This is a genomic window from Streptomyces sp. NPDC104814 (assembly GCF_055583185.1).
In genome coordinates this window covers 1-21,451 of sequence record NZ_JBVJOL010000013.1, presented here as the reverse complement: position 1 = coordinate 21,451, position 21,451 = coordinate 1, and the positions used below count along the sequence as shown (strand labels likewise).

Annotated in this window: 19 protein-coding genes; 10 read left to right on the top strand and 9 right to left on the bottom strand. The window is 73.9% G+C overall.

Translation table 11 applies throughout. The annotated features are described in order from the left end of the window. Nucleotides 1-24 precede the first annotated feature (24 nt). Together ACZ64A_RS32475 and ACZ64A_RS32470 are read right to left on the bottom strand one after the other, a co-directional pair. Nucleotides 25-1,299, bottom strand: a complete 1,275-nt coding sequence (locus tag ACZ64A_RS32475; RefSeq protein ID WP_469815506.1) for a cytochrome P450 — start codon at nucleotides 1,297-1,299, stop codon at nucleotides 25-27. Nucleotides 1,300-1,369: 70 nt separating this feature from the next. After that, nucleotides 1,370-2,473, bottom strand: coding sequence for an MGDG synthase family glycosyltransferase (locus ACZ64A_RS32470; protein ID WP_469815655.1), 1,104 nt, complete (start codon nucleotides 2,471-2,473; stop codon nucleotides 1,370-1,372). 396 nt (nucleotides 2,474-2,869) lie between these two features. Here ACZ64A_RS32470 and ACZ64A_RS32465 point away from each other — a divergent pair, with 396 nt between their 5' ends. The 5 genes from ACZ64A_RS32465 (at nucleotide 2,870) to ACZ64A_RS32445 (ending at nucleotide 6,781) form a co-directional block, all read left to right on the top strand. Further along, entirely contained in the window at nucleotides 2,870-3,721 is an 852-nt protein-coding gene (locus ACZ64A_RS32465) for an SDR family NAD(P)-dependent oxidoreductase (protein WP_469815505.1), read from the top strand. Nucleotides 3,722-3,809: 88 nt separating this feature from the next. Further along, nucleotides 3,810-4,709, top strand: coding sequence for a DMT family transporter (locus tag ACZ64A_RS32460; RefSeq protein ID WP_469815503.1), 900 nt, complete (start codon nucleotides 3,810-3,812; stop codon nucleotides 4,707-4,709). Next, nucleotides 4,706-5,473 carry a polysaccharide deacetylase family protein gene (locus tag ACZ64A_RS32455; protein WP_469815501.1) on the top strand — a complete coding sequence of 256 codons (768 nt, stop codon included), beginning with the start codon at nucleotides 4,706-4,708 and terminating at the stop codon, nucleotides 5,471-5,473. The genes ACZ64A_RS32460 and ACZ64A_RS32455 overlap by 4 nt, the downstream gene beginning before the upstream one ends. Next, the gene (locus ACZ64A_RS32450; RefSeq protein ID WP_469815499.1) at nucleotides 5,466-6,272 is read left to right on the top strand and encodes an SDR family NAD(P)-dependent oxidoreductase; all 807 of its coding nucleotides are present in this window, start codon (nucleotides 5,466-5,468) and stop codon (nucleotides 6,270-6,272) included. Before ACZ64A_RS32455 ends, ACZ64A_RS32450 begins: the two co-directional genes overlap by 8 nt. Further along, nucleotides 6,269-6,781: a hypothetical protein gene (locus ACZ64A_RS32445; RefSeq protein ID WP_469815497.1), complete on the top strand. Its 513-nt coding sequence runs from the start codon at nucleotides 6,269-6,271 to the stop codon at nucleotides 6,779-6,781. Before ACZ64A_RS32450 ends, ACZ64A_RS32445 begins: the two co-directional genes overlap by 4 nt. Before the next feature lie 131 nt (nucleotides 6,782-6,912). On the opposite strand, the gene ACZ64A_RS32440 is transcribed toward ACZ64A_RS32445, so the two are convergent. Together ACZ64A_RS32440 and ACZ64A_RS32435 are read right to left on the bottom strand one after the other, a co-directional pair. After that, the gene (locus ACZ64A_RS32440; protein WP_469815495.1) at nucleotides 6,913-7,404 is read right to left on the bottom strand and encodes a hypothetical protein; all 492 of its coding nucleotides are present in this window, start codon (nucleotides 7,402-7,404) and stop codon (nucleotides 6,913-6,915) included. Then, complete coding sequence (locus tag ACZ64A_RS32435; RefSeq protein ID WP_469815493.1) at nucleotides 7,401-9,785, bottom strand: molybdopterin oxidoreductase family protein; 2,385 nt, start codon at nucleotides 9,783-9,785, stop codon at nucleotides 7,401-7,403. The genes ACZ64A_RS32440 and ACZ64A_RS32435 overlap by 4 nt, the downstream gene beginning before the upstream one ends. 189 nt (nucleotides 9,786-9,974) lie before the next feature. Here ACZ64A_RS32435 and ACZ64A_RS32430 point away from each other — a divergent pair, with 189 nt between their 5' ends. Further along, nucleotides 9,975-11,111: a SchA/CurD-like domain-containing protein gene (locus ACZ64A_RS32430; RefSeq protein ID WP_469815491.1), complete on the top strand. Its 1,137-nt coding sequence runs from the start codon at nucleotides 9,975-9,977 to the stop codon at nucleotides 11,109-11,111. A 69-nt stretch (nucleotides 11,112-11,180) separates the two neighbouring features. Here the strand turns inward: ACZ64A_RS32430 and ACZ64A_RS32425 are convergent, their stop codons facing one another. From ACZ64A_RS32425 to ACZ64A_RS32410, 4 genes are all read right to left on the bottom strand, one after another. Then, on the bottom strand, nucleotides 11,181-12,209 hold the full coding sequence (locus tag ACZ64A_RS32425) for a methyltransferase (RefSeq protein WP_469815489.1): 1,029 nt from the start codon (nucleotides 12,207-12,209) through the stop codon (nucleotides 11,181-11,183). A gap of 48 nt (nucleotides 12,210-12,257) precedes the next feature. Further along, nucleotides 12,258-13,316: a right-handed parallel beta-helix repeat-containing protein gene (locus ACZ64A_RS32420; RefSeq protein ID WP_469815488.1), complete on the bottom strand. Its 1,059-nt coding sequence runs from the start codon at nucleotides 13,314-13,316 to the stop codon at nucleotides 12,258-12,260. Between the two features lie 202 nt (nucleotides 13,317-13,518). Next, on the bottom strand, nucleotides 13,519-14,637 hold the full coding sequence (locus ACZ64A_RS32415) for a C45 family autoproteolytic acyltransferase/hydolase (RefSeq protein WP_469815486.1): 1,119 nt from the start codon (nucleotides 14,635-14,637) through the stop codon (nucleotides 13,519-13,521). After that, nucleotides 14,634-16,082, bottom strand: coding sequence for a purine-cytosine permease family protein (locus ACZ64A_RS32410; RefSeq protein WP_469815484.1), 1,449 nt, complete (start codon nucleotides 16,080-16,082; stop codon nucleotides 14,634-14,636). Before ACZ64A_RS32410 ends, ACZ64A_RS32415 begins: the two co-directional genes overlap by 4 nt. Nucleotides 16,083-16,232: 150 nt before the next feature. On the opposite strand from ACZ64A_RS32410, the gene ACZ64A_RS32405 reads away from it, so the two are divergent. Further along, on the top strand, nucleotides 16,233-16,856 hold the full coding sequence (locus ACZ64A_RS32405; protein ID WP_469815483.1) for a TetR/AcrR family transcriptional regulator: 624 nt from the start codon (nucleotides 16,233-16,235) through the stop codon (nucleotides 16,854-16,856). A gap of 196 nt (nucleotides 16,857-17,052) precedes the next feature. Continuing rightward, nucleotides 17,053-18,675 carry an amidohydrolase gene (locus tag ACZ64A_RS32400; protein ID WP_469815482.1) on the top strand — a complete coding sequence of 541 codons (1,623 nt, stop codon included), beginning with the start codon at nucleotides 17,053-17,055 and terminating at the stop codon, nucleotides 18,673-18,675. 141 nt (nucleotides 18,676-18,816) lie between these two features. On the opposite strand, the gene ACZ64A_RS32395 is transcribed toward ACZ64A_RS32400, so the two are convergent. After that, nucleotides 18,817-19,503, bottom strand: a complete 687-nt coding sequence (locus tag ACZ64A_RS32395) for a TetR/AcrR family transcriptional regulator (protein ID WP_469815480.1) — start codon at nucleotides 19,501-19,503, stop codon at nucleotides 18,817-18,819. 102 nt (nucleotides 19,504-19,605) lie between these two features. On the opposite strand from ACZ64A_RS32395, the gene ACZ64A_RS32390 reads away from it, so the two are divergent. Then, the gene (locus tag ACZ64A_RS32390) at nucleotides 19,606-21,192 is read left to right on the top strand and encodes an acyl-CoA mutase large subunit family protein (protein WP_469815478.1); all 1,587 of its coding nucleotides are present in this window, start codon (nucleotides 19,606-19,608) and stop codon (nucleotides 21,190-21,192) included. Nucleotides 21,193-21,245: 53 nt separating this feature from the next. Next, nucleotides 21,246-21,451 (top strand): carboxyl transferase domain-containing protein (locus ACZ64A_RS32385; RefSeq protein ID WP_469815476.1); only part of this gene is annotated, 206 nt, incomplete at its 3' end.

Here is a 21,451-nt window from a genome sequence, read left to right as displayed (position 1 = left end):
GGGCGGCCGGCGGCGGTCGTGGGCTCAGGCGGCGTGCAGGGTGCGCGGCGCCGCCGGGAGGTGGACGTCGCGCAGCACGAAGCCGTCGGCGACCCTCGCGGGGAGCCGGCGCAGGGAGATCCGCAGATCCTGCGGCGGCACCGTGTACTCCAGGGCGGCCAGCCGCTGGGCGAGCGCTTCGAGCAGCCCGATGGTCAGGCCCTCGCCCGGGCAGCGGTGACCGGTGGCGGGATCGCCCCCGCCCTGCGGGATCAGTTCGTCGCGGTCGGTGACGTGCCCGCGGAACCGCTCCGGCCGGAAGGCGTACGGGTCGCCCCACAGCCCGGCGTCGTGGTTCTGGCCGAAGACGTCGAGCAGGACGAGGCCGCCGGCCGGCACCGTCACCCCCTGCCAGGTCAGCTCACGGATGGCCACGCCGCCGAGGTAGGGCGCGAACGGGTAGAAGCGGCGTACCTCGTTGACGAAGTCGGCCGCGTCGGCGAGGTCTCCGCCGCGCAGCCGGTCGCGGTGCTGCGGCCACCGGTGCAGGGCGTGCGCGGAGTAGGCCACGAACCAGGCGACCGCGACGGTGGGGCGGACGACGTTCAGCAGCTCGACGGCGGCCGTGCGCGCGTCCAGCTCCTCCCCGGTGGCCTCACGGTGCCGGCACACGGCCGCCAGCACGGAGCCCTCGGGGGCGTCGGCGCGTCCGGCCCGCACGTCCTCGACCAGCCGGGTGAACCGCTTCTCCTGCCGGCTGCGGGCGCGGCGGGCCCGCCAGTGCCGGGGGCCGGCCGTGGCGAAGCCGTCGACCATCGCCACCAGGTCGTGTGCGAGCCGCTCGGCCTCGCCGCCGTCCTCGTCGAGCGGGACGCCCGCCCAGCGGCACACGCCGCGGGTCAGCACCTGGGCCGCCGCGTCGAACAGCACCACCTCGTGCGCCGCGCCCCATTCCCGTACGGCGTCGTCCCAGGCGGGAACCACGTGGTCGACGAGGGCGGCGATCCGGTCGCCGTGCAACAGCGGGAGGAACAGCCGTTTGCGCGCGCGGTGGGCGGCACCGTCGAGGGTGTGGACGGCGCCGTGCCCGAACAGGGTGCTCAGGACGGGGCCCGGCAGCGCGCCGGAGCGGTGCACATGGTCCTCGTCGTAGAAGAAGCGCACCGCCTGCGGCCCGCGCACGACGAGCGCGGGCCGGCCCAGCACGCGGGTGGCCGCCGCTTCGCCCGGGGCGTGGCGCAGCAGGCCCGGCAGCCAGGTGTAGCCCTGGGCGAGGGCCGCGAGCGAGCGGTCGGACAGGAGACGGTCGCTGACGTTCATGCCGGCCGGGTGCCCCGGTGACCGGGCCGGAACACGCGTCCCGGTGATCACAGCGGTGCCTCGCGGCGGCTCACGCCGGTACCGGCCGGGCGCTCGCGGCCACCCGGGCCAGCACGTCCTGCCGGAACAGTGCCCGTCCGCGCGCGATCCGCTCGGCGCGCTCGGGACCGTCGGCGGTGAGCCGTTCGAGTGAGGCGAGCAGGGCGGTTCCGTCGGCGGCCGCGTCGGACAGGCCGAGCGCCGCCATCCGGGCCACGCCTTCCGCGCCGTGGCCGGGCACGGGCCGGTGGGCGACGACGGGCAGCCCCGCGGCGAGTGCCTGGACGGCGGTCTGGCCAGCCGCGTTGTCGACGAGCGCGCGGGCCGCGTGCAGCAGCCCCGGCATGTCCTCGACCCAGCCGGGGGTCAGCACGCCCGGCAGCTCGGCGCAGCGGGCCCGCAGTCGGTCGTTGCGACCGCACAGGACGACGGGGAGGAAGCCCGCCCGGGCCAGCAGCCGGGCGGTTCCGGGCAGCCTTGAGGCGGCTCCCCAGGCGCCCGCGGACAGGACGACGGGCCGGTCACCGTGGGCGTGCCGGGCGAAGAGCGCGCGCCAGCCGGCCGCCCCGACCGGTGTCCCGTCCCCGGTGGCTGCTCGTGGGGTGTCGTTCTCGGGTGCGAAGAACTCGGGGGACACGACCGGGCCGGTCGCCTCGGCGGGGGTGCCGATGTCCGCGCCGACCTCGCGGGCGGCCTGCTCGGTGAGGCAGAAGTAGCGGTCGTTGCCGGGGTGCAGCCACTGCCGGTGGACCGCGAAGTCGACGAGGCACACGGTGCTCGGCACCCGCAGCAGACCGCGCTCGCGCAGATGGCCCGTCAGCTGCGCGGCGAGGTGGAACACCGGCACCACCACGTCGGCGTCGTCGCGCTCCACCCGCTCGAGGAACCGCCCGGCGGCGAGCCGGGCCAGCGGCACTCCGCTGGGGCGCGGCCCGTCGCCGCGGCGCAGCAGTGCGCGGTAGACGCCCTCGTAGGCCCAGGGGGCGTGCAGGACGGAGGACCGGTAGCCGCGGCGCACCACCCCGCCAAGCGGGTGCGGCAGCAGGGCGAGGACGTCCACGGCGTCGGCCCGGTGGCCGCGCTCGCGGGCCCGGCGGACGAGCTCGGCGGCGACGGCGTCGTGGCCCTCGCCCATGCTGGCGCTGACGACCAGGATGCGCCGGGGTCCGCCCGTGGCGGCGGTGGAGGTGTCGTTCACGTCTTCCGGCTGTCCCCCGCACCGCCCACGCCCAAACGGCCGGGCGCCCGCACCGCCTGCGTCCGAAGGGCCGGGCGCCGGCACGGCCGGTGCCCCGACGGCCGCACCCCCCGCACCGCCCGCGAGACCCGGCCACCCCAACGGCAACGTGAACGGCCACGCGGGCGCTCACGCGCCCGACGCCCCGCTGCCCGCCACCGCCCGAAACGACCGCTGTCCGGGCCCTGCACGGCCCGGCGTCACCCGAACCGCCCTGGTTCGCGGGCGTTTCGACCGGCTTCGGACGGGATACTCCTCTCCGGCGTTCTCCGTCGCACTCCGAGGTCATCTGACATGCCCCGTGCACCGCTCAGCGCCCGATCCGCCCACCAGACGCCCGCGGGCGTGCCGGGCCGGGTCGCCGATCCCGGGCTGCTCGACGCGGACGGCCGGCCCGCGCACCGGGGCGTGGCGGTGGTGACCGGCGCGTCGTCCGGTATCGGTGCGGCCGTAGCCCGCCGGCTGGCCGCCGCGGGCGGCTGGTACCTGGTGCTCAACGGCCGCGACATGCTGCGTCTGGAGCGCGTCGCCGGGCAGGCGTCCGGTGCCGTCTTCCCGGCGGATCTGACCACGCCGGGCACCGACCGGCGGCTGGCCGACTTCGTACTGGACCGCACCGGCCGGGTGGACCTGCTGGTGGCCGGCGCGGGCATCGGCTGGGCCGGTGACTTCCGCACGATGCCCCCGCGCGCCATCCAGGACGTGATCGACGTCGACCTCACCGCGACCATCGGCCTGGTGCGGCAGATGGTGCCGCACATGGTCCAGGCGGGGTCCGGACGGGTGGTGCTGGTCGGTTCCCTGGCAGGCGCCGTCGGGGTGCGCGGCGAGGCGGTGTACTCGGCCGCGAAGGCCGCGCTCGGCGCGTTCGCCGACGCCCTTCGCTACGAACTGAACGGCAGCGGGGTGCGGGTCAGCCATGTGGTCCCCGGGGTCGTGGACACCCCGTTCTTCGAGCGCCGGGGAGAGCCCTACCGGCGTGCGCGGCCCAAGCCCGTCCCGCCCGAGCGGGTGGCGGACGCGGTGTGGCGGGCCGTGCGCCGGGACCTGGACGACGTGTACGTCCCCGGCTGGCTGCGGCTGCCCGTGCGGGTGCACGGCATGGCCCCGGGGCTGTACCGGCGGCTCGCGGCCCGGTTCGGATGAGGCACCGGGTCCGGACGATCCGGGGGGCTCCTGCGAACGCCGGAATTCCCGCGCACGATGGACATCCGAGCCCGCCGGAGTGCGCCGGGTGACCGCGCTGACCGTCGTCCTCGCGTTGCTCGCGGCGCTGTCCAACGCCTCGGCGTCCGTGTTCCAGCGGCGGGCCGCGGCCGAGGAGCCCGCGGACGACGTCGGGGCCCGCGGCGCGCTGCGCCTGTTCGCCCGTCTGCTGCGCCGGCCGTACTGGCTGGCCGGCTCGCTGCTGCTGCTCGCGTCGACGGTGTTGCAGGCGGCGGCGCTGGCCGAGGGCAGCCTGTCCCTGGTGCAGCCGCTGCTGACGGCGGAACTGCTGTTCACGCTGGCGGTGGGCAGCGTGGTCTTCGGGCACCGGCCGGACCGGCGCACCTGGCTCGCCTTCTCGGCACTCGCGGCCGGGCTGGCGCTGTTCCTGGGCACGGCCGCGCCTTCCGGGGCGCGCACCACCGCCTCGCCGGGGCGCTGGCTGCTGGCGGGGGTGGTGGCCCTCGGTGTCGTGGTGGCGGCGGGGCTGGTGGCCCGCACGGTGGTGGGCGCGCCGCGCGCCGCTCTGCTGGGCCTCGCGTCTGCGGTGTCGTTCGCCTGTACGGCGGCCCTGCTGAAGGAGGTCATGGGCCGGCTGTCCCAGGGGGTCGGCACTGTCCTCCAGCAGTGGCCGCCGTACGCGACCGTCGTCGCCGGGCTGACGGCGTTCGTGCTGTTGCAGGGGGCGCTGCGGGCGGGCACGCTGGCGGCGTCGCAGCCCGCGCTGACCCTGGGCGACGCGCTGACCAGCGTGGCACTGGGCTGGGCCCTGTTCCAGGAGCACATCCTGCTCGGTGTGCGGATCGTGCCCGAACTGATCGGCGTGACGCTGATCGGCCTGGGCAGCGTGGGCCTGGCACGGGCACCGTCGGTCTCCGGCGCCTGGGACAGCCCCCGGCAACCCGACGAGGAGGCGAACCGTCGATGAACCCCGCCGCCCTCAGCCGTACGGCCGTCCTCGGCGCCGTCGGGCTGGCGCTCGGGCACATCGGGCCCGCCGGCACCTGGCTGCCGGGGCCGCGGCGGCGCTGGCTGCCCGGGCTGGCCGGGGTCGGCCGTCCGGGGCACATCGCCCTCACGTTCGACGACGGACCCGATCCGGTGTCCACGCCGCGTTTCCTGGACGCGCTGGAGGAGCTGGGGGTGCGGGCGACGTTCTTCGTGCTGGGCGCGCGGGCGGCGGCGCACCCGAGTGTGCTGCGCGAGACCGTGCGCCGCGGACACGAGGTCGCCGTGCACGGCTGGGCCCATGCCCGCCCGTGGCTGCCCACCCCGGTGCGCGACGCCCGGGACGTCAAGGCGGCCGTCGCGGCGGTGCGGGAGCTGACGGGGTGCCGTCCGCGCTGGTACCGCCCGCCGTACGGGATCCTCACCTCCGGGCGCTGGGCGGCCGCCCGCGCCGCCGGGCTGCGGCCGGTGCTGTGGAGCGCCTGGGGCCAGGACTGGACCGCCGACGCCACGGCCGCCTCGGTGCGGGCGACGGTGACGGCGCAGTTGCGCGACGGGGGCACGATCCTGCTGCACGACTCCGACGTCACCTCGGCCCCCGGCTGCTGGCGCGCCGCGCTCGACGCGCTCCCGGGCATCGTCGTCGGCTGCCGGCAGGCGGGGCTGACGGTGGGGCCGCTGGACGAACACGGGGTGCCGGACGGTTGGCGGGGCGGGGCACGGTTACTTGGTCGGCATGACTGAGACACGGCCGCTCGCCCTGGTCACCGGGGCCTCCAGCGGCATCGGGTTCGAACTCGCCCGGCAGTTCGCGCAGGCCGGCTTCGATCTGCTGGTGAACGCCGAGGACGACCGCCTCGACCACGCGGCGCAACGGCTGCGGGAGACGGGCGTCTCGGTGCGGGCCGTGCGCGCGGACCTGCGGGACCTGGCGGGCGTGGACCGGCTGGTCGCCGCGACGACCGGGCTGGAGGTGGACGTGGCCGCGCTGAACGCCGGTGTGGGGCAGGGCGGCGCGTTCGTGGACACGGACCTGGCCGACGACCAGGCGGTGATCGACCTGAACGTGACATCTACGGTCCGGCTGGCCAAGCCGCTGCTGCGGCAGATGGTGGCGCGCGGGGTCGGCCGGATGCTGTTCACGTCGTCCGTCGCGGCGATGATGCCCGGCTCGTTCCAGCCGGTGTACAACGCCTCGAAGTCGTTCGTGCAGTCCTTCGCCCAGGCGCTGCAGGAGGAGCTGAAGGACACCGGCGTCACCGTCACCTCGTTCCTGCCCGGACCCACGGAGACCGACTTCTTCCGCCGCGCCGGCATGCTGGACACCCGGGTGGGCAGCGCGGAGAAGGACGATCCCGCCCAGGTCGCCGAGCAGGCGTTCGAGGCGGTGATGAAGGGCCGCAAGAAGGTGGTCACCGGCTCCGTGAAGACGAAGGTGCAGGGCGTCGCCGACAAGGTCCTGCCCGACGCGGCCAAGGCCGCCGTGCACCGGAGGATGGCCGAGCCCGGGACCGGGGCCGCCACGCGTGAGGAGGAACAATGAACGACCGATCGCCCGGCGCCGTCGACAGGGACCTGCTCGGCATCTACCTCAACGACCACCTCGCGGGCGCCACGGCCGGAGTGGAGCGCGTGCGCTACCTGACGCGGGCACAGCGGGGCACCGCGCTCGGCGATGCCCTGCGTCCGGTCGCCGCCGAGATCGACCAGGACCGGCGCAGCCTCGTGGAGATCATGCGGGCGGTGGACGTCCCGGTGCGCCGGTACAAGGCGTACGCCGGTTGGCTCGGAGAGAAGGCGGGCCAGCTCAAGACCAACGGCCGTCTGGTGCGCCGCTCCCCGCTGACCACGCTGCTGGAGCTGGAGCTGCTGCGGCTGGCGGTGGAGGGCAAGGCGTCGGGCTGGCAGTCGCTGCGCCGCCTCACGGAGGTCGAGCCTCGCCTCGACGCGTCCCGCCTCGACGAACTGCTGGAGCGCGCCGCCCGGCAGCAGCGCACTCTGGAGGATCTGCGCGCCCGGCAGACCGGGGAGACCTTCACCCGCGCGGACTAGGCAGAGCCCTCCGTCGCGCGGGCGAGGCAGAGACCTCCGACGGGCGCACCAGGCCGGGAGCTTCAGCCGCGCGGGCGGGCCGGGAACCCGAACCCGCCCGCGCGGTCGGGTTCCCGGCCCGCCGGCGCGGGCTACGCGCTGAGCAGTACCTGCGGTGACAGCACCTTGATCATCGTGTTGGCCCACCGCATCTGGCGCAGCGTCCGGGGATGGCAGGACGCGACGAGTTCGAGCAGGCGCTCGTCCCGGGACGCCTGTGCGGCCTGGCCGAGCATCTCCCAGTGGACGGAGTTGCGGCCGGCGGCCAGGTGCAGGTCCCGCAGGTCGTGCAGGAGCAGCAGCCCCGTCTCGGGGCGCCTGCCGAGTGCCTCGGCGGCCTTCTCCCGCAGGGTGGCCAGGGCGCCGGGCGTGGGGTGGTCGTGCGGGCCGGGCAGGTCGAGGCCGTAGTGGTGGCCGAGGGCTGCCAGCCGGGTGCTGTGCTCGCGCGACCAGCGGGCGCAGTCGATGGCGACATGGTGGAACTCGTGGTCCGTGCGGTGCCGTTCGGCGGCGGCCAGCAGCGCCTCCTCCAGGTCGCGTTCCCCGTCGTGCAGGGCGCGCAGTGTCACGCTCATACCGGTCATGTCCTGCTCCCTGCCTCGGTGCGGTCGCGCCGCGCGGTGTCGCGGCGGGCGACCAGGGTGACGCGCGCCGCGGCGGTCTTGAACAGCGGCTGCTTGGAGACGGGGTCCCAGTCGGTGATCGTCGTCTCGTTGGCGGCGCGGCCGGGTCCGTCGTCCGGCGGGCGATGACCCTGCGGGGTGTCCCAGTAGCCGTAGTGGAACGGCACGAAGACGGTGCCGTCGCGCATGGCGGTGGTGCGCAGCCGGGCGCGGATCGCGCCGCGTGGGGTGGTCACCTGGACCAGGTCGCCGTCGGCCAGACCCTGCCGGGAGGCCTCCTCCGGACTCATCTCGGCCCATACGTCGGGGGCGGCGGCGTTCAGTTCGGGGGCGCGGCCCGTCTTGGTGCGGGTGTGGAAGTGATACACGGTGCGCCCGGTGATCAGCTGCAGCGGGTGCTCCGGTGAGGTGCTCTCGTGCGGCGGGATGTACTCGGCGGCCTTGAGCATCGCCTTGCCGTCCGGGTTGAGGGAGCGGTACTCGACGGGCTCCATGGTGGCGCCGGTGACCAGGTCCTTTCCGAAGCTCTCGCAGGCCTCGGCGTACGCGAAAGGGAAGCCGTCGATGTAGAGGCGGGCGGTGCCGTCGGGGGCGTCGGGGGTGCACGGCCACTGCACGCCCCCGTCGCGCAGCCGGCCGTAGCTCAGACCGGTGTAGTCGCACAACCGTCCGGCGCTGCACCGCTTCCAGGCCTCGAACGCCGACTCGGGGTCGTGCCAGGTGATCAGGGGGCCGCCGTCCTTGTCGCGGAAGTCCATCCGGCGGGCGTACTCGAGGAAGATGTCGAGGTCGGGGCGGGCCTCGCCGGGGGGTTCGACGGCCTTGACCGACAGGTGCACGGTGCGGTCGGCGTTGGTGAGGGTGCCGGTCTTCTCACCCCAGGTGGCCGCGGGCAGGACGACGTCGGCGAGCTGCGCGGTCTCGGTGAGGAACAGGTCCTGCACGACCGTGAACAGCCGTTCCTGGCCGAGGATCGAGCGGATGCGGGCGAGTTCCGGCAGGGAGACGGCGGGGTTGGTGCCGGAGATCCACAGCATGCGGATCGAGCCCTGCTCGGCGTAGCGGAACATCTGCATCGCGTGGGTGGGCGGGCCGTAGTGCGGGATCGTCTCGGGGGTGACGTTCCACAGCCGGGCCAGCTCGGCGACGTGCTCGTCGTTCTGCCAGTTGCGGAAGCCCGGCAGATTGCCGTCGGCGCCGCACTCGCGGGTGTTCTCGGCGCTGGGCTGGCCGTTCATCTGCAGCAGCCCGCAGCCGGGACGGCCGAGCATGCCGCGGATCAGGTGCAGGTTGTTCACCTGGACGGCGGCCGCCGTGGCCTGGTGGGACTGGTAGACGCCCTGCAGGACGGTGGAGGTGAGCCGCTTCGCGCCGCCGAGGATCTCCGCCGCGCCCTGGATGGCGGCGGCCGGTACGTCGCAGATGCCTGCGGCCCAGCGCGGGGTGCACGGCTCGACCATGGCAGCCAGTTCCTCGAAGCCGACGGTGTGGCGTTCGAGGTACTCACGGTCGATGCGGCCGGTGCGGATGATGTCGTGCAGCAGGGCGTTGAGCAGGGCCACGTTGGTGCCGGGGCGCGGGGCCAGGTGGATCTCGGACCTGCGCGCCACCGCCGTGTGGCGGGGGTCCACGCACACCAGGCGGGGCGGCGCCGAGCCCGCCAGCCGGTCCAGGACGCGCGCCCACAGCACGGTCTGCGTCTCGGCCATGTTGTGCCCGAACAGCGCGAGCGTGTCGCAGTGGTCGATGTCCTCGTAGGAGCCGGGCTGTCCGTCGCAGCCGAAGCTCTCCTTCAGCGCCTCGGCGGCGGTGGAGGTGCACAACCGGGTGTTGCCGTCGAGGTGGTTGGTGCCGATGCCGGCCCGGGCCAGCACCGCGAGCGTGTAGTACTCCTCCAGGAACAGCTGGCCGGTGGTGTAGAAGCCGATCGCACCGGGCCCCTTGTCGTCCAGCAGCTCCTTGCTGCGGGCCACGACACGCTCCATCGCGGTGTCCCAGTCCCACTCCACGAGCCGCCCGCCCCGGCGCACCAGGGGGCGGGTGAGCCGGTCCGGGGAGTTGTCGGCCTGCCAGCCGTACAGGTCCTTGGGGCCGAGACGGCCGCGGTTGACCCGGTCACCGGGCCGGCCCCGCACTCCGACGATCCGGTCCCGCGCGACGGCGATGTCCATGGCGTCGCCGTTGGAGTGCAGCACCGAGGCGGCGGGGACCCAGCGTTCCACCCGGTCCTCGGTGACCCCGTCGGCCAGGTGCTGGTCGGTGCGCTGCGGCCAGGGGTCGCCGGGCGCGTAGGGGGTCCGGGCCCCCCAGGGGTCCTGGACACGGTCGGCGGGTCGGGACACGGTACACCTCCACGAGCGGGCGGGACGGGCGGCGAGTACCCTCCGGCACCTTCCCCTCAACTTCCGGATCTGTGCCGCACCGGGCACTCACCCACGTGGTCCGCACGAGTCGCGGCGGCGGTGGGAGCGGCACAGGATCGGACGCAGATTCCCCGTGTTCCGCTGTCCCGCGAAGGAGACGTGCGCAGGATGACCACCACCTCTGAACGACCGCCGGCGCGGCAGGTGTCGCAGCGGGTCTCCCAGTCCGTGTTCGACGGCTCCAGACTGCGGGTCGTCCTGCTGGTGGACGTCAACGACGGCGCCCAGCAGCAGTTCCTGGAGGCCTACGAGCAGCTGTGCAGCCATGTCGCGTCCGTCCCGGGGCACGTCAGCGAGCAGCTGTGCCAGTCGATCGAGAACCCCTCCCAGTGGCTCATCACGAGCGAGTGGGAGAGCGCCCCGCCGTTCCTCGCGTGGGTCAACAGCGAGGAGCACGTGCGGATGGTGCGCCCGCTGCACGGCTGTGTCCGGGACACCCGCTCGCTGCGCTTCCACGTCGTGCGCGAGACCGGGTCCGAGCCGGCCGTCGCGGCCCCCACGGCCACGCTGCAGGCCTCGCCGCGGATCGGCGACGGCATCATCCGGCACGCGCTGACCTTCACGGTCAAGCCGGGCACCGAGGAGGTCGTCGCCAAGATCCTCGCCGACTACGCCTCGCCGGAGCCGCGCGTCGACGACACCACGCGGCTGTGCCGCACGTCCCTGTTCATGCACGGCAACCGGGTCGTGCGCGCCATCGAGGTGCGCGGCGACCTGCTCGCGGCGCTGCGCCACGTGGCGCGCCAGCCGCAGGTACGTGCGGTGGAGGAGGCCATCAACCCGCATCTGGAGCAGGACCGGGACCTGGACGACCCGGACTCCGCGCGGGTGTTCTTCACCCGCGCCGGGCTGCCGGCCGTCCATCACGTCACGACGGACCAGGGGCTTCGGGATGCGGAGGGTGAGCGGCACGCGCTGTACTACCCGGCGCGGCCCGGCGAGGGGATGCGGCTGGCCGAGCTGCTCGCGCAGCGGGACGAGGCGGCGGCGGAGGACCCGAAGAGCCCGGTCCTGCGCAGCACGATCTTCCAGCGCGACGAGATCGTGGTACGGCTGCTCGACGTGCGCGGCGGTCTGGACGCCGACCCCGCCCGGGTCCTCGGCCTCACCGACGCCCGTCAGGTCGCGGATCTGACGACGCTGCTGGACGGCGAGGGCGCCGTGGCCGACGGCGTGGACCTGCGGCACGTCGTGGCGCTGGCCCGGATGGAGCCGATCACGGACCGCCGCTCGCCGCAGGAGTGACGCGGGCCGGCGCACACGACGGAGGCGGGACCGCTCGGGTCCCGCCTCCGTCGTGTGCCGGGTGGCCGGTCAGCCGGCCACGGTGCAGTCGAAGGCGTGCAGGTACGGGTTGACGGGGCTGATGTCGTCGATGACGAGCCCCGCGGCCGTCAGCCGGCTCACCATGCTGTCGGTGGTGTGCTTGGCGCCACCGACGTTCAGCAGCAGGAGCAGGTCCATGGCGGTGCTGAACCGCATCGACGGGGTGTCGTCGACCAGGTTCTCGATGGCCACGACCCGGGCGCCGGGACCGCCCGCCTCGACGACGTTGCGCAGGCACCGCGCGGTGCTCTCGTCGTCCCACTCCAGGATGTTCTTGATGATGTAGACGTCCGCCTTCACCGGGATGGCGACCCGGCAGTCACCGGCGACGATCTCCACCCGGTCGGCGAAGGCTCCGCCCTTGCGCAGCCGCGGGTCGGCGTTCTCCACCACGCCCGGCAGGTCGAGCAGGGTGCCCCGCATCGCCGGGTACTTCTCCAGGAAGCCGGCGACCACGTGCCCCTGGCCGCCGCCGATGTCGGCCACGGACGTGCTCCCCGACAGGTCGAGGAGGCGCGTGACGTCCTCGGCCGACTGGCGGCTGGAGGTCGTCATGGCCTGGTTGAAGACGGCCGCCGACTCCGGGGCGTCCTCGTGCAGATAGGTGAAGAACTCCTTGCCGTACAGCTCCTCGACGACGTTGTGGCCGGTGCGCACGGCCTCGTCGAGGCGGGGCCAGGCGTCCCAGGTCCACGGCTCGGTGCACCACAGGGTGATGGCCCGCAGGCTGTGCGGGTCGTCCTCGCGCAGCAGCCGGGACATCTCGGTGTGCGCGAAGGTGCCGTCGGCCTGCTCGGCGAACACGCCGTAGCAGGTCAGGGCCCGCAGCAGGCGCCGCAGCGGCTTGGGCTCGGTCTTGACGGCGGCCGCGAGGTCCTCCACGGCCGTCGGGGTGTCCCCCAGCGCGTCGGCGACGCCCAGCCGGGCGGCCGCGCGGAGGGCGGCGGCGCACGCCGCCCCGAACACGAGCTCCCTCAGCCGCATGGGCGGCGGTGGGGCGGTCTGTGCGGTCGTCATGCGCCGCCTTCCTTCCTGTCCGGTTTCACCGGGCGTCGCGTCCAGGGATCAGCACAGGCCCGCGGGCCGGGAGGCCGCGCACGTGTTGCCCGTGAAGGTGTTGTTCTTGGCGGTGTCGCCGTTGACCAGGTCGGCCGGGGCGTTGCCCGACAGCTTGTTGTCCCGGATCGTGTTCCGCTCGCTGGTGGCGCCCACCATGGACTTGAACAGCACGATGCCGCCGGACAGCGGGGAGGCGCCCGAGTTGCCGGTGACCTCGTTGCCGGTGACCAGGACCTTCTCGGCGCCGGTCAGCACGATGCCGGAGCCCTGCAGTGCGGGCAGCCGCGCGGTCTTGGCGCAGGACTTGTTGTTCTGCGCGATGCGGTTGTCGGCCACCGTCAGGTCGCCGGCCTTGGGCTTGTTCTCGTCGCCGACGACGAAGACGCCCGCGCAGTTGCCGCTGATGCCGTTGTGCGCGACGGTCAGGTTGCGCAGCCGGCGCACGGTGACGCCGATCCGGTTGTCCTGGAGCCGGTTGTACTCGACGACCGTGCCCTGGGTGTTCGTCGCGCCCGCCTCGGCCGTGATGGTGTTGGCGAGGAACAGACCGGCGTCGCCGTTGCCCCGGGCGGTGTTGTGCACGAACACGCCGCGCACGGAACGCTCCTGGGCGATGCCCCAGACGCCGTTCTTCACCGCGCTCACCCGGCGCACCGTCAGCCCGTCGGTGGCCATGGCGAACACACCGCTCTTGGGGAAGCCGGTCACGGTGAGGGAGGCGACGGTGACGCCCTTGAGGTTGTGGTTCTTGTTGCCGATGACGCAGATGCCATTGCCGTTGCCGGCGCAGCTGGTCACCGCCTTCGTGGTGGCCGGCTTGATCACCGTGTCACGGCCCATGCCGCGCAGGGTCAGGTCGGCCGTGCGCACCGTGACGCTCTCGTGGTAGGTGCCGGGGGCGATGAGCACGGTGTCCCCGGCCCGCGCGGCGTCCACGGCCTTCTGGATGGACTGCCCGGGATGCACGACGTGCGTGTGCGGCTGGGGCGCGGGCGGGGCCGCGCCGATTCCGGCACCGGCGAGCACGGCGGTGCATGCCAGGTAGGAGAAGTGGCGTTTCATCATATGTGGCACGGTATGACCGACTCGGGCGCGAGCCCGGCGGTTCGTCCGTCCGGCGGCGTGTCTCGCCCCGCGTCTCCCCAGGGCGCGCCTCCCGCCGCCCTCGTCCTGCGCCGGCGGGGGCAGCACGAGGGACGGCGTGGTCGGCGGGGGCGGCGGGACGGACGGCGTGATCAGCGTGCCGGCGGGGCGACGGGCCGCGTGGTCAGCGTGTCGGCCTCGGCGGCCGGGCGGCGGGTCGGGGTGTCGGTGCCGTGACCGGCGTCCAGGTGGTGGGTTTCGCGCCGCAGGGGCCGCCCTTGTGCACCGCCAGCCGTCGTGCGGCGACGTCGAGCGCGACCGTGGCCAGCGTCGCCCAGCGGGTGCCCAACTCCCCGCCCTCCGGAGCGTGGCAGCACACCTGGGCGCCGTCGTCGTCACCGTGCGCGGTGAGCAGTTCGGCCAGCTCGCCGGGGCCGACGGGGGCCGTACGTCCGCGTACGCGCCGGCTGAGGACGCGGTGGCGGTCGTACGTCTCCGGCTCCAGACGGCCGCGCAGTTCGCCCTCGGCGAGGCCGGGCGCGAGGAAGTGGTTGGTGCGCACCAGCCAGCCCTGCGCGTCGGGGTGGACGACCGCGCTTCCGGCCGGGCTCAGCTCGACGGACGCCGCCCGGTCGGCGGTGACCACGGTGAGGACGGTGGACGCGGAGACGGGCGCGTCCGCGAGCAGGGCGAGGGCCTCCTCGAAGGAGCCCGCCTCTCCCAGCACCTGCCGGGCGACCATGTGGACGGGCACGCCGCCCACCCCGTCGTCGTGGTGGCCGAGGATGTTGAACAGCACGCCGACCCCGGCGTCGTTGACGCCGATCTTGGCGAGGATGCCGTGCTCGGTGATGCCGGCGAAGCCGCGCGCGCCACCGGTGACGGTCTGGACGTGCCAGGCGTCGGCCAACTCCTCGTGCCAGTCCCAGCACTGGCCCCCGGTCGTGGGTGTGCCGGTGCGCACGAGCGTGGAGCACTCGCCGGTGCGCGGGGCGCCGGCCTCGGCGAGGATCTCGGTGCGCGCGTTGAGCGCGGCGACAACCCGGAACGGCACGCCGGCGCCCTCGGCGACGCCTTCCATCTCCTCGACGAGGGCGGGCGCCCAGGCCCGGGTCGCGGCGGCCGAGCGTGCGGCGAGGGCCGGGACGTCGATCGTGCGCCGGTGCTGTGCGGCGAGGGTGGCGAAGAGGCGGTCGTAGACGGCCCAGGAGCGGGCGATCCCGGCGCGGGCCAGCCGTCCGCGGTGGTACCCGCGCTGCTGGGGGGTGTCCCCGGTGATGTGCATGAACTCGGGGCGGTTCATGCCACCTCCCGGGCGGCGCGTATGCCGGCGGAGCGGCGCATGGTGAGTCCGTAGACGAGCGCGGCGACGGTCATGCCGGCCGGCAGGGACAGGTCGATGCCGCCGAGGGCGGCGGCCAGGGGGCCGGTGTAGAGGGTGTCGACGCACAGCGCCCCGGCGGTGACGCCGGCGGCGAGGGCGCAGGCCCCGGCCCGGTTGACGCCGCCCCGGTACCAGAAGGGGCTCGCCGGGGTCTCGTCCATCAGCGCGAGGCCGTCGTAGCGGTTGCGGCGCAGGACGATGTCGGTGGCGTAGACGGCCATGCTGGGGCCGAGCAGGATGACGGTCAGCTGCAGGACCTGGCCGACGGTGTCGAGGAAGTCGGAGACGAGCAGCGCGTAGAGGGTGAGGGCGACGGCCGCGGTGCCGTCGAACAGGACGCTGATGGTCCGGCGGATGCGCAGGCCGACCGCCTGGAGGGCGAGGCCGGCGCTGTAGCCGGTCAGGGCGTTGATGGCGATGGTGCCGAGCACCAGGGCGCACAGGAAGACCGGCGTGAACCAGCCGGGCAGGACCTTCTCCAGGCCGGTCTGCGGGTCCGTCATGTCGACGGCGGTCGCGGCGAACGCGCCGAGCGAGCACACCACGACGCTGGGCAGGAAGCCGCCGAGGGCGGTCCAGCCGGCGACGGCGCGGGCCGAGGCGGCCCGCGGCAGGTAGCGGGAGAAGTCGGCGCTGGTCGTGTACGACAGCGGGCCCGAGGCGATGATCGTGACACCGCCGGCGAGGGTGGCCCACAGGGCGGTGCCGGTCAGCGGCTGCTGCGGTGTGTACGCGAAGTCGGCGTGCCGGACGACACCGACGGCCACGACGGCGAAGACGGCACTGAGCACCAGGGTGATCGGCAGGTACACGCGCAGGATGAAGGCGTGGCCGTAGATGCTGATCGCGAGCGTGAGCGCGGCGATGGCGATGACCGTCACGATCTTGACCGGGGTGGTCGCGGCGATGCCCGCCTTCTCGAGGAGGGCGAAGGCGGCCACGGCGGCGGAGGACAGGTTCAGCGCGAAGTAGCAGACCGAGATCATCCAGCCGGTGACGGCGTTGTTGACGCGGTTGCCGAGGACGCCGAACAGGGCACGGGTGATGACCTCGCTGGGGGCGCCCGCGGCGGGCCCGGGCACCGCGAGCAGGCCGGTGAGGGCCCAGAACAGATTGCCGACGACGATCACGGCCAGGGCCTGCCACAGGGTCAGGCCCATCAGTACCAGGGCGCCGCCGACCAGCAGGGACAGGTAGTTGACGTTGGCCGCGGCCCACACCGGGAACAGCTCGCGCGGGCGGCCGCGGCGCTCGCTGTCGGGGATGTGGTCGACGCCGTGCGCCTCGACGCGGCCGGTGGGCGGGGCCGGGTCGCCGGGACGGTCGTCGGTGTCCGTGGACGGTTCTGGGGTCAGTGAGGCCATCTGGTCTCTCCACGTGCTGGGGTGCGGGGCCCGCTCGTCGGGCCGGGGGCGGGCCCGCTTCGAGGCCGCGGGAACCGCTCGGGAGGTGCGGCGGCCTGTTCGTCCGGCCATCGCTTGCTTATTGGTCGCACACTCAATAGCATCCGGGGTATGCCGTCAAGCGTTCAGCGCACCCGAGTTCGCAAGGACCCCGCCGCCCGGCGCGCGGAGATCGTCACGGCGGCCGCGGAGGTCGCCCTGTCCGAGGGGCTGGAGGCCGTCACGCTGCGCCGGATCGCCGAGGAGCTCGACGTCCGGCCCGGGCTGATCAGCCACTACTTCCCCGCCGTGGAGGACCTGGTCGCGGAGGCGTTCGCCAGTGCCGCGACCGGCGAACTCGACCAACTGCTGCCCGACGGGCCCCAGGACGGCACCCCCACCGAGCGGCTGGCGTGCTTCCTCTCCCACACCAGGGGCGAGGCCTACGACGCGATCAGCCGCCTGTGGATCAACGCCCGGCACCTCAGCCGCTACCGGCCCCCGCTGCGCGAACGGGTCGGCGTGCAGGAGGCCGCGTGGCGCGAACGGCTCGCCGCGCTGATCCGGCAGGGCGTGGAGGCAGAGGAGTTCCGCACCGGCGACCCGCTGGTCGCCGCCATCCACATCCTGGTCGTGCTCGACGGCCTGGGCGCCCACGCCAACACCGACACCACGAACCGGCCCGCCGCGATCGTGCGCCTGGCCGCCACCACCGCGGAACGCGAACTGGACCTGGCCCACGGCACGCTGAGCTGAACCCGGCGCCTGCGGGAGCCGCCGTCCACCACCTGTCGCCACGACCGGGGAACGCGAACTGGGCCTGACCCACGGCGCGTTGAGCTGGACCCGGCGCCTGCGAAGCCCGCCGTCCGCTGCGGCTGCGCGCCGCAACCGATCCCCCCGTCCGCCGCCCCCGAGGCGGCCCTGCCCCGCCGTACTCCCTGGAGCCGCTGTGCGCACGTCCCTCGTCCTGCTCTCCGGTCGTCTGCTCGACCCGGTCACCGGTGCCTTCCTGCCGCAGACCGCGCTCGCCGCGGCCGACGGGCGCATCACCGCCCTGGGCGACGACCGGCAGATCCGCGCCCTCGCGGACCCCGCCACCACGGTCATCGACCTCAAGGGCGCCGTGGTCACGCCCGGTCTGACCGACGGCCATCTGCACCCGGTCTCCGGCGCCGAACTCACCCACGGCCTGGACCTGTCCGGCTGCACGGACCTCACCGACGTCCGGGCGGCCCTGGCGCGCGAGGTGTCCCGTCTCGCGCCCGGGGCCTGGCTGCACGCCTGGGGCCTGGACCCCAACGCCTTCGGCGACCGCCCGGTCGAGGCCGCCGCCCTCGACCCCGTCCTCGACGGCGTACCCGCCCTGCTCCTGCTCTTCGATGCGCACTCCGCGCTGGCCAGCCGGCGCGCGCTGGAACTCGCGGGCGTCGACGGGCCGCGCACCTTCGACCAGGCCTCCGAGGTCGTCTGCGACGCCTCGGGCCGCCCCACCGGTCTGCTGCTGGAGGACGCCGCCTGCGAACTCGTCGAGCGCGCCGCCCCGCAGCCCACCCGTGACGAGCGCCGCGCCCGCCTCGCGGCCGCGCTGCGCGCGATGGCCGCGACGGGACTGACCGGCGGCCACGCCATGGACGCGGGCGGCGACAGCCTCGACCTCTACCGGGATTTGGACGAGTCCGGTGAGCTGCCGCTGCGGCTGCGGGTGGCGCCCTGGTGCCAGCCCGGCACGGACGAGGACGGGGTGCGCGCGCTCATCGCCCAGCAGGGCACCGGCGGCCGGCTGTGGCGGGTCGACGGCGTGAAGATCTTCATGGACGGCACCATCGACAACGGCACCGCGTGGCTGGAGAAGCCGGACTGCCACGGCGAGTCCACCCACGCGTTCTGGCCGGACCCCGCCGCCTACACCCGGGTCGTCGGCGAGCTGCACCGCGCCGGGGTGCCGGTGGCCACCCACGCCATCGGCGACGCCGCCGTACGGCACGTCCTGGACGCCGTCGAGACGGCGCGCGGCGCCGGGGGACCCGCCGTACGGCATCGCGTCGAGCACATCGAGACGGTCCCGGACGACACCGTGCGCCGCTTCGCCGAGCTGGGCGTCATCGCCTCCATGCAGCCCACCCACTGCTGCGACTTCACCCGCGCCGACCACACCGACAACTGGTCACGCCGGCTCGGCGAGGAGCGCGCCGCCCGCGCCTGGCGCTGCCGCGACCTGTGGGACGCCGGAGCGCGTGTCGTCCTCGGCTCCGACTGGCCCATCGCCCCCTATCCCCCGCTGACCGTGATGTCCGGCGCCCGGCACCGGCGCCCCACCCGCGACCTGACCCAGCCGCCGCACGGCCCGGAGCAGGCACTCACCGCCCTGGAGGCGCTCCAGGCGATGACGGTCAACGCCGCCTACGCGGCCGGTGAGGAGGACCGTGCCGGACTGCTCGCCGTGGGCCACCGCGCCGACCTGACGGTCTTCGCCGGCGACCCGCTCACCACGTCCGCCACGGACCTGCCGGAACTGCCGGTCGTCCTCACGGTGCTGGACGGGCGTCCGACGCACCGGGCCGCACAGCTCTAGCGCACAGGCGACGACCAGGGCAGCGCTCACCACGCAGCGCAGGACGCGCCGAGCGCTGCTCCGCTGTGCGCGGCCCCGCCCCTCACCGCTGTGCGCGGGCCCGCCCCCTCACCGGTGTGCGCGGCCCCGCCCCGCGCCGGTTCACCGGGCCGGCCCGTCCTCGACCAGACGCCGCAGTGCGGGGAGCAGCGCCTCCAGGTCCTGGCCGCTGCGGAAGGCGACGACCGTCGTACCGCTCTCGGCTCCGCTTCCGTCGGCCGCGGGCGCCGGGAACAGGGCCAGCACCTCGCCCATCGCCTCGTCGATCTCCGCGACGGGGTCGGCGGACTCGCCGCGCAGCCAGCGGCGCAGCACGTGGTTGTGGGCCGCGACGACGGCCGCTGCCATCAGTTCCGCCCGCAGGGACGCCGCCGTGGTGGGGTCGCCCATCCAGTCCGCGATGAACTCGCGGAACAGCCGCTGGTAGCGCGCCACGCTGGCGATCTCCCGGTCCCGCAGCGCGGAGACCTTGCTGGTCAGGGCGTACCGCCGCCGTGCGAGATCGCCTTCCTCGATGTAGTGCAGCAGCACCAGGCGCACCGCGTCGGAGACGGCGACGAGCGCCGTGCGATGGCTGGAGGTCGCCAGCCGTTCCCGGATCAGGTCGAGCAGCCGGTCGTGGTCGGGGAAGATCACCGCTTCCTTCGACCGGTAGTGCCGGAAGAACGTCGTGCGTCCCAGTCCGGCCCGTTCGGCGATGTCGTCGACGGTGGTCTGCTCGTATCCGCGCTCGTCGAAGAGGGCGAAGGCGGCGTCCGCGAGTCGGATCCGCGCCGGTGGCTTGCTCATGACCCCACATCCTCTCCCGTCCCGGTGGCCGGATGGCTCTTGCCCCCGCCGACGGTACTGAGTACCGTTTCATGTATATCGAGTACCAGAGGAGGTTCCGGCGTGGATCCCGTTGCCCAGAGCGAGTCCGGTCTGCCAATCCGGCCGGTCTACGACGGACCGGCCCTGTCGCAGGCCGACGCGGACGCCCGGCTCGGCGCGCCGGGCCGGTTCCCGTTCACCCGGGGCGTGTATCCGACGATGTACACGGGCCGCCCGTGGACCATGCGGCAGTACGCCGGGTTCGGCACGGCCAAGGAGTCCAACGAGCGCTACCACGAGCTGGTGGCCGCGGGCACCGGCGGCCTGAGCGTCGCCTTCGACCTGCCGACCCAGATGGGCTACGACTCCGACGAGGCGATCGCCCGCGGCGAGGTCGGCAAGGTCGGCGTGGCCATCGACTCCATCGACGACATGCGCACCCTCTTCCAGGGCCTGCCGCTGGGCAAGGTGTCGACGTCGATGACGATCAACGCCCCCGCCTCCACCCTCCTCCTGCTGTACCAGCTCGTCGCGGCCGAACAGGGCGTCTCCGGCGATCAGCTGACCGGCACGATCCAGAACGACGTGCTCAAGGAGTACATCGCCCGCGGCACCTACATCTTCCCGCCGAAGCAGTCCCTGCGGCTGATCAGCGACATCTTCGGCTACTGCCACAAGGAACTGCCGCGCTGGAACACCATCTCCATCTCCGGCTACCACATGGCCGAGGCCGGGGCGACGCCCGTGCAGGAGATCGCCTTCACGCTGGCCAACGCCAAGGAGTACGTGCGCGCCGCGCTCGCGGCCGGTCTGGACGTGGACGACTTCGCGCCCCGCCTGTCCTTCTTCTTCGTCGCCCGCACCACGCTGCTGGAGGAGATCGCCAAGTTCCGTGCCGCCCGCCGCATCTGGGCGCGGATCATGCGCGACGAGTTCGGCGCGAAGAACCCCAAGTCGCAGATGCTGCGCTTCCACACCCAGACCGCCGGTGTGCAGCTCACCGCCCAGCAGCCCGAGGTGAACCTGGTCCGGGTCGCCCTCCAGGGTCTCGGCGCGGTCCTCGGCGGCACCCAGTCCCTGCACACCAACTCCTACGACGAGGCCATCGCCCTGCCCACGCAGAAGGCGGCGCGCCTCGCCCTGCGCACGCAGCAGGTCATCGCCTACGAGACCGACGTGACCAAGACGGTGGACCCCTTCGCCGGGTCCTACGTCGTGGAGTCGATGACGGACGACATCGAGGCGGCCGCCCTGGAGCTGATCCAGGCCGTGGAGGACCGCGGAGGTGCGGTCGCCGCGATCGAGCAGGGCTTCCAGAAGTCGGAGATCGAGAAGTCGGCGTACCGCATCGCGCTGGAGATCGACCACCAGGAGCGCACCGTCGTCGGGGTGAACAAGTACGTCCTCGACGAGGAGGAGCCCTACGAACCGCTCCGCGTCGACCCCCAGATCGAGGCCGACCAGTGCGAACGCCTCGCGGTGCTGCGCGCCGAGCGCGACACGGACGCGGTGGAGCGCGCCCTCGACGCCCTGCGGGACGCCGCCCGGGGCACGGACAACGTGCTGCCCCCGATGCGTGAGGCGCTGCGGCTGCGCGCCACCGTGGGCGAGGTCTCCCACGCCCTGCGCGACGTGTGGGGCGTGCACGTCCCGCACGACACGTTCTGATCAGCGAAGTCCCGGTGCGGCGAGAGCACCCGGTGGAGCGAGAGAAAGTCCTGGTGGAGCGAGAAGTGAACGACATCGACATCCGTACGACCGCGGGCAAGCTCGCGGATCTGCAGCGCCGTATCGAGGAAGCGACGCACGCCGGCTCCGCACGCGCCGTCGAAAAACAGCACGCCAAGGGCAAACTGACGGCCCGTGAACGCATCGAACTGCTCCTGGACGAAGGCTCCTTCGTCGAGCTCGACGAGTTCGCCCGGCA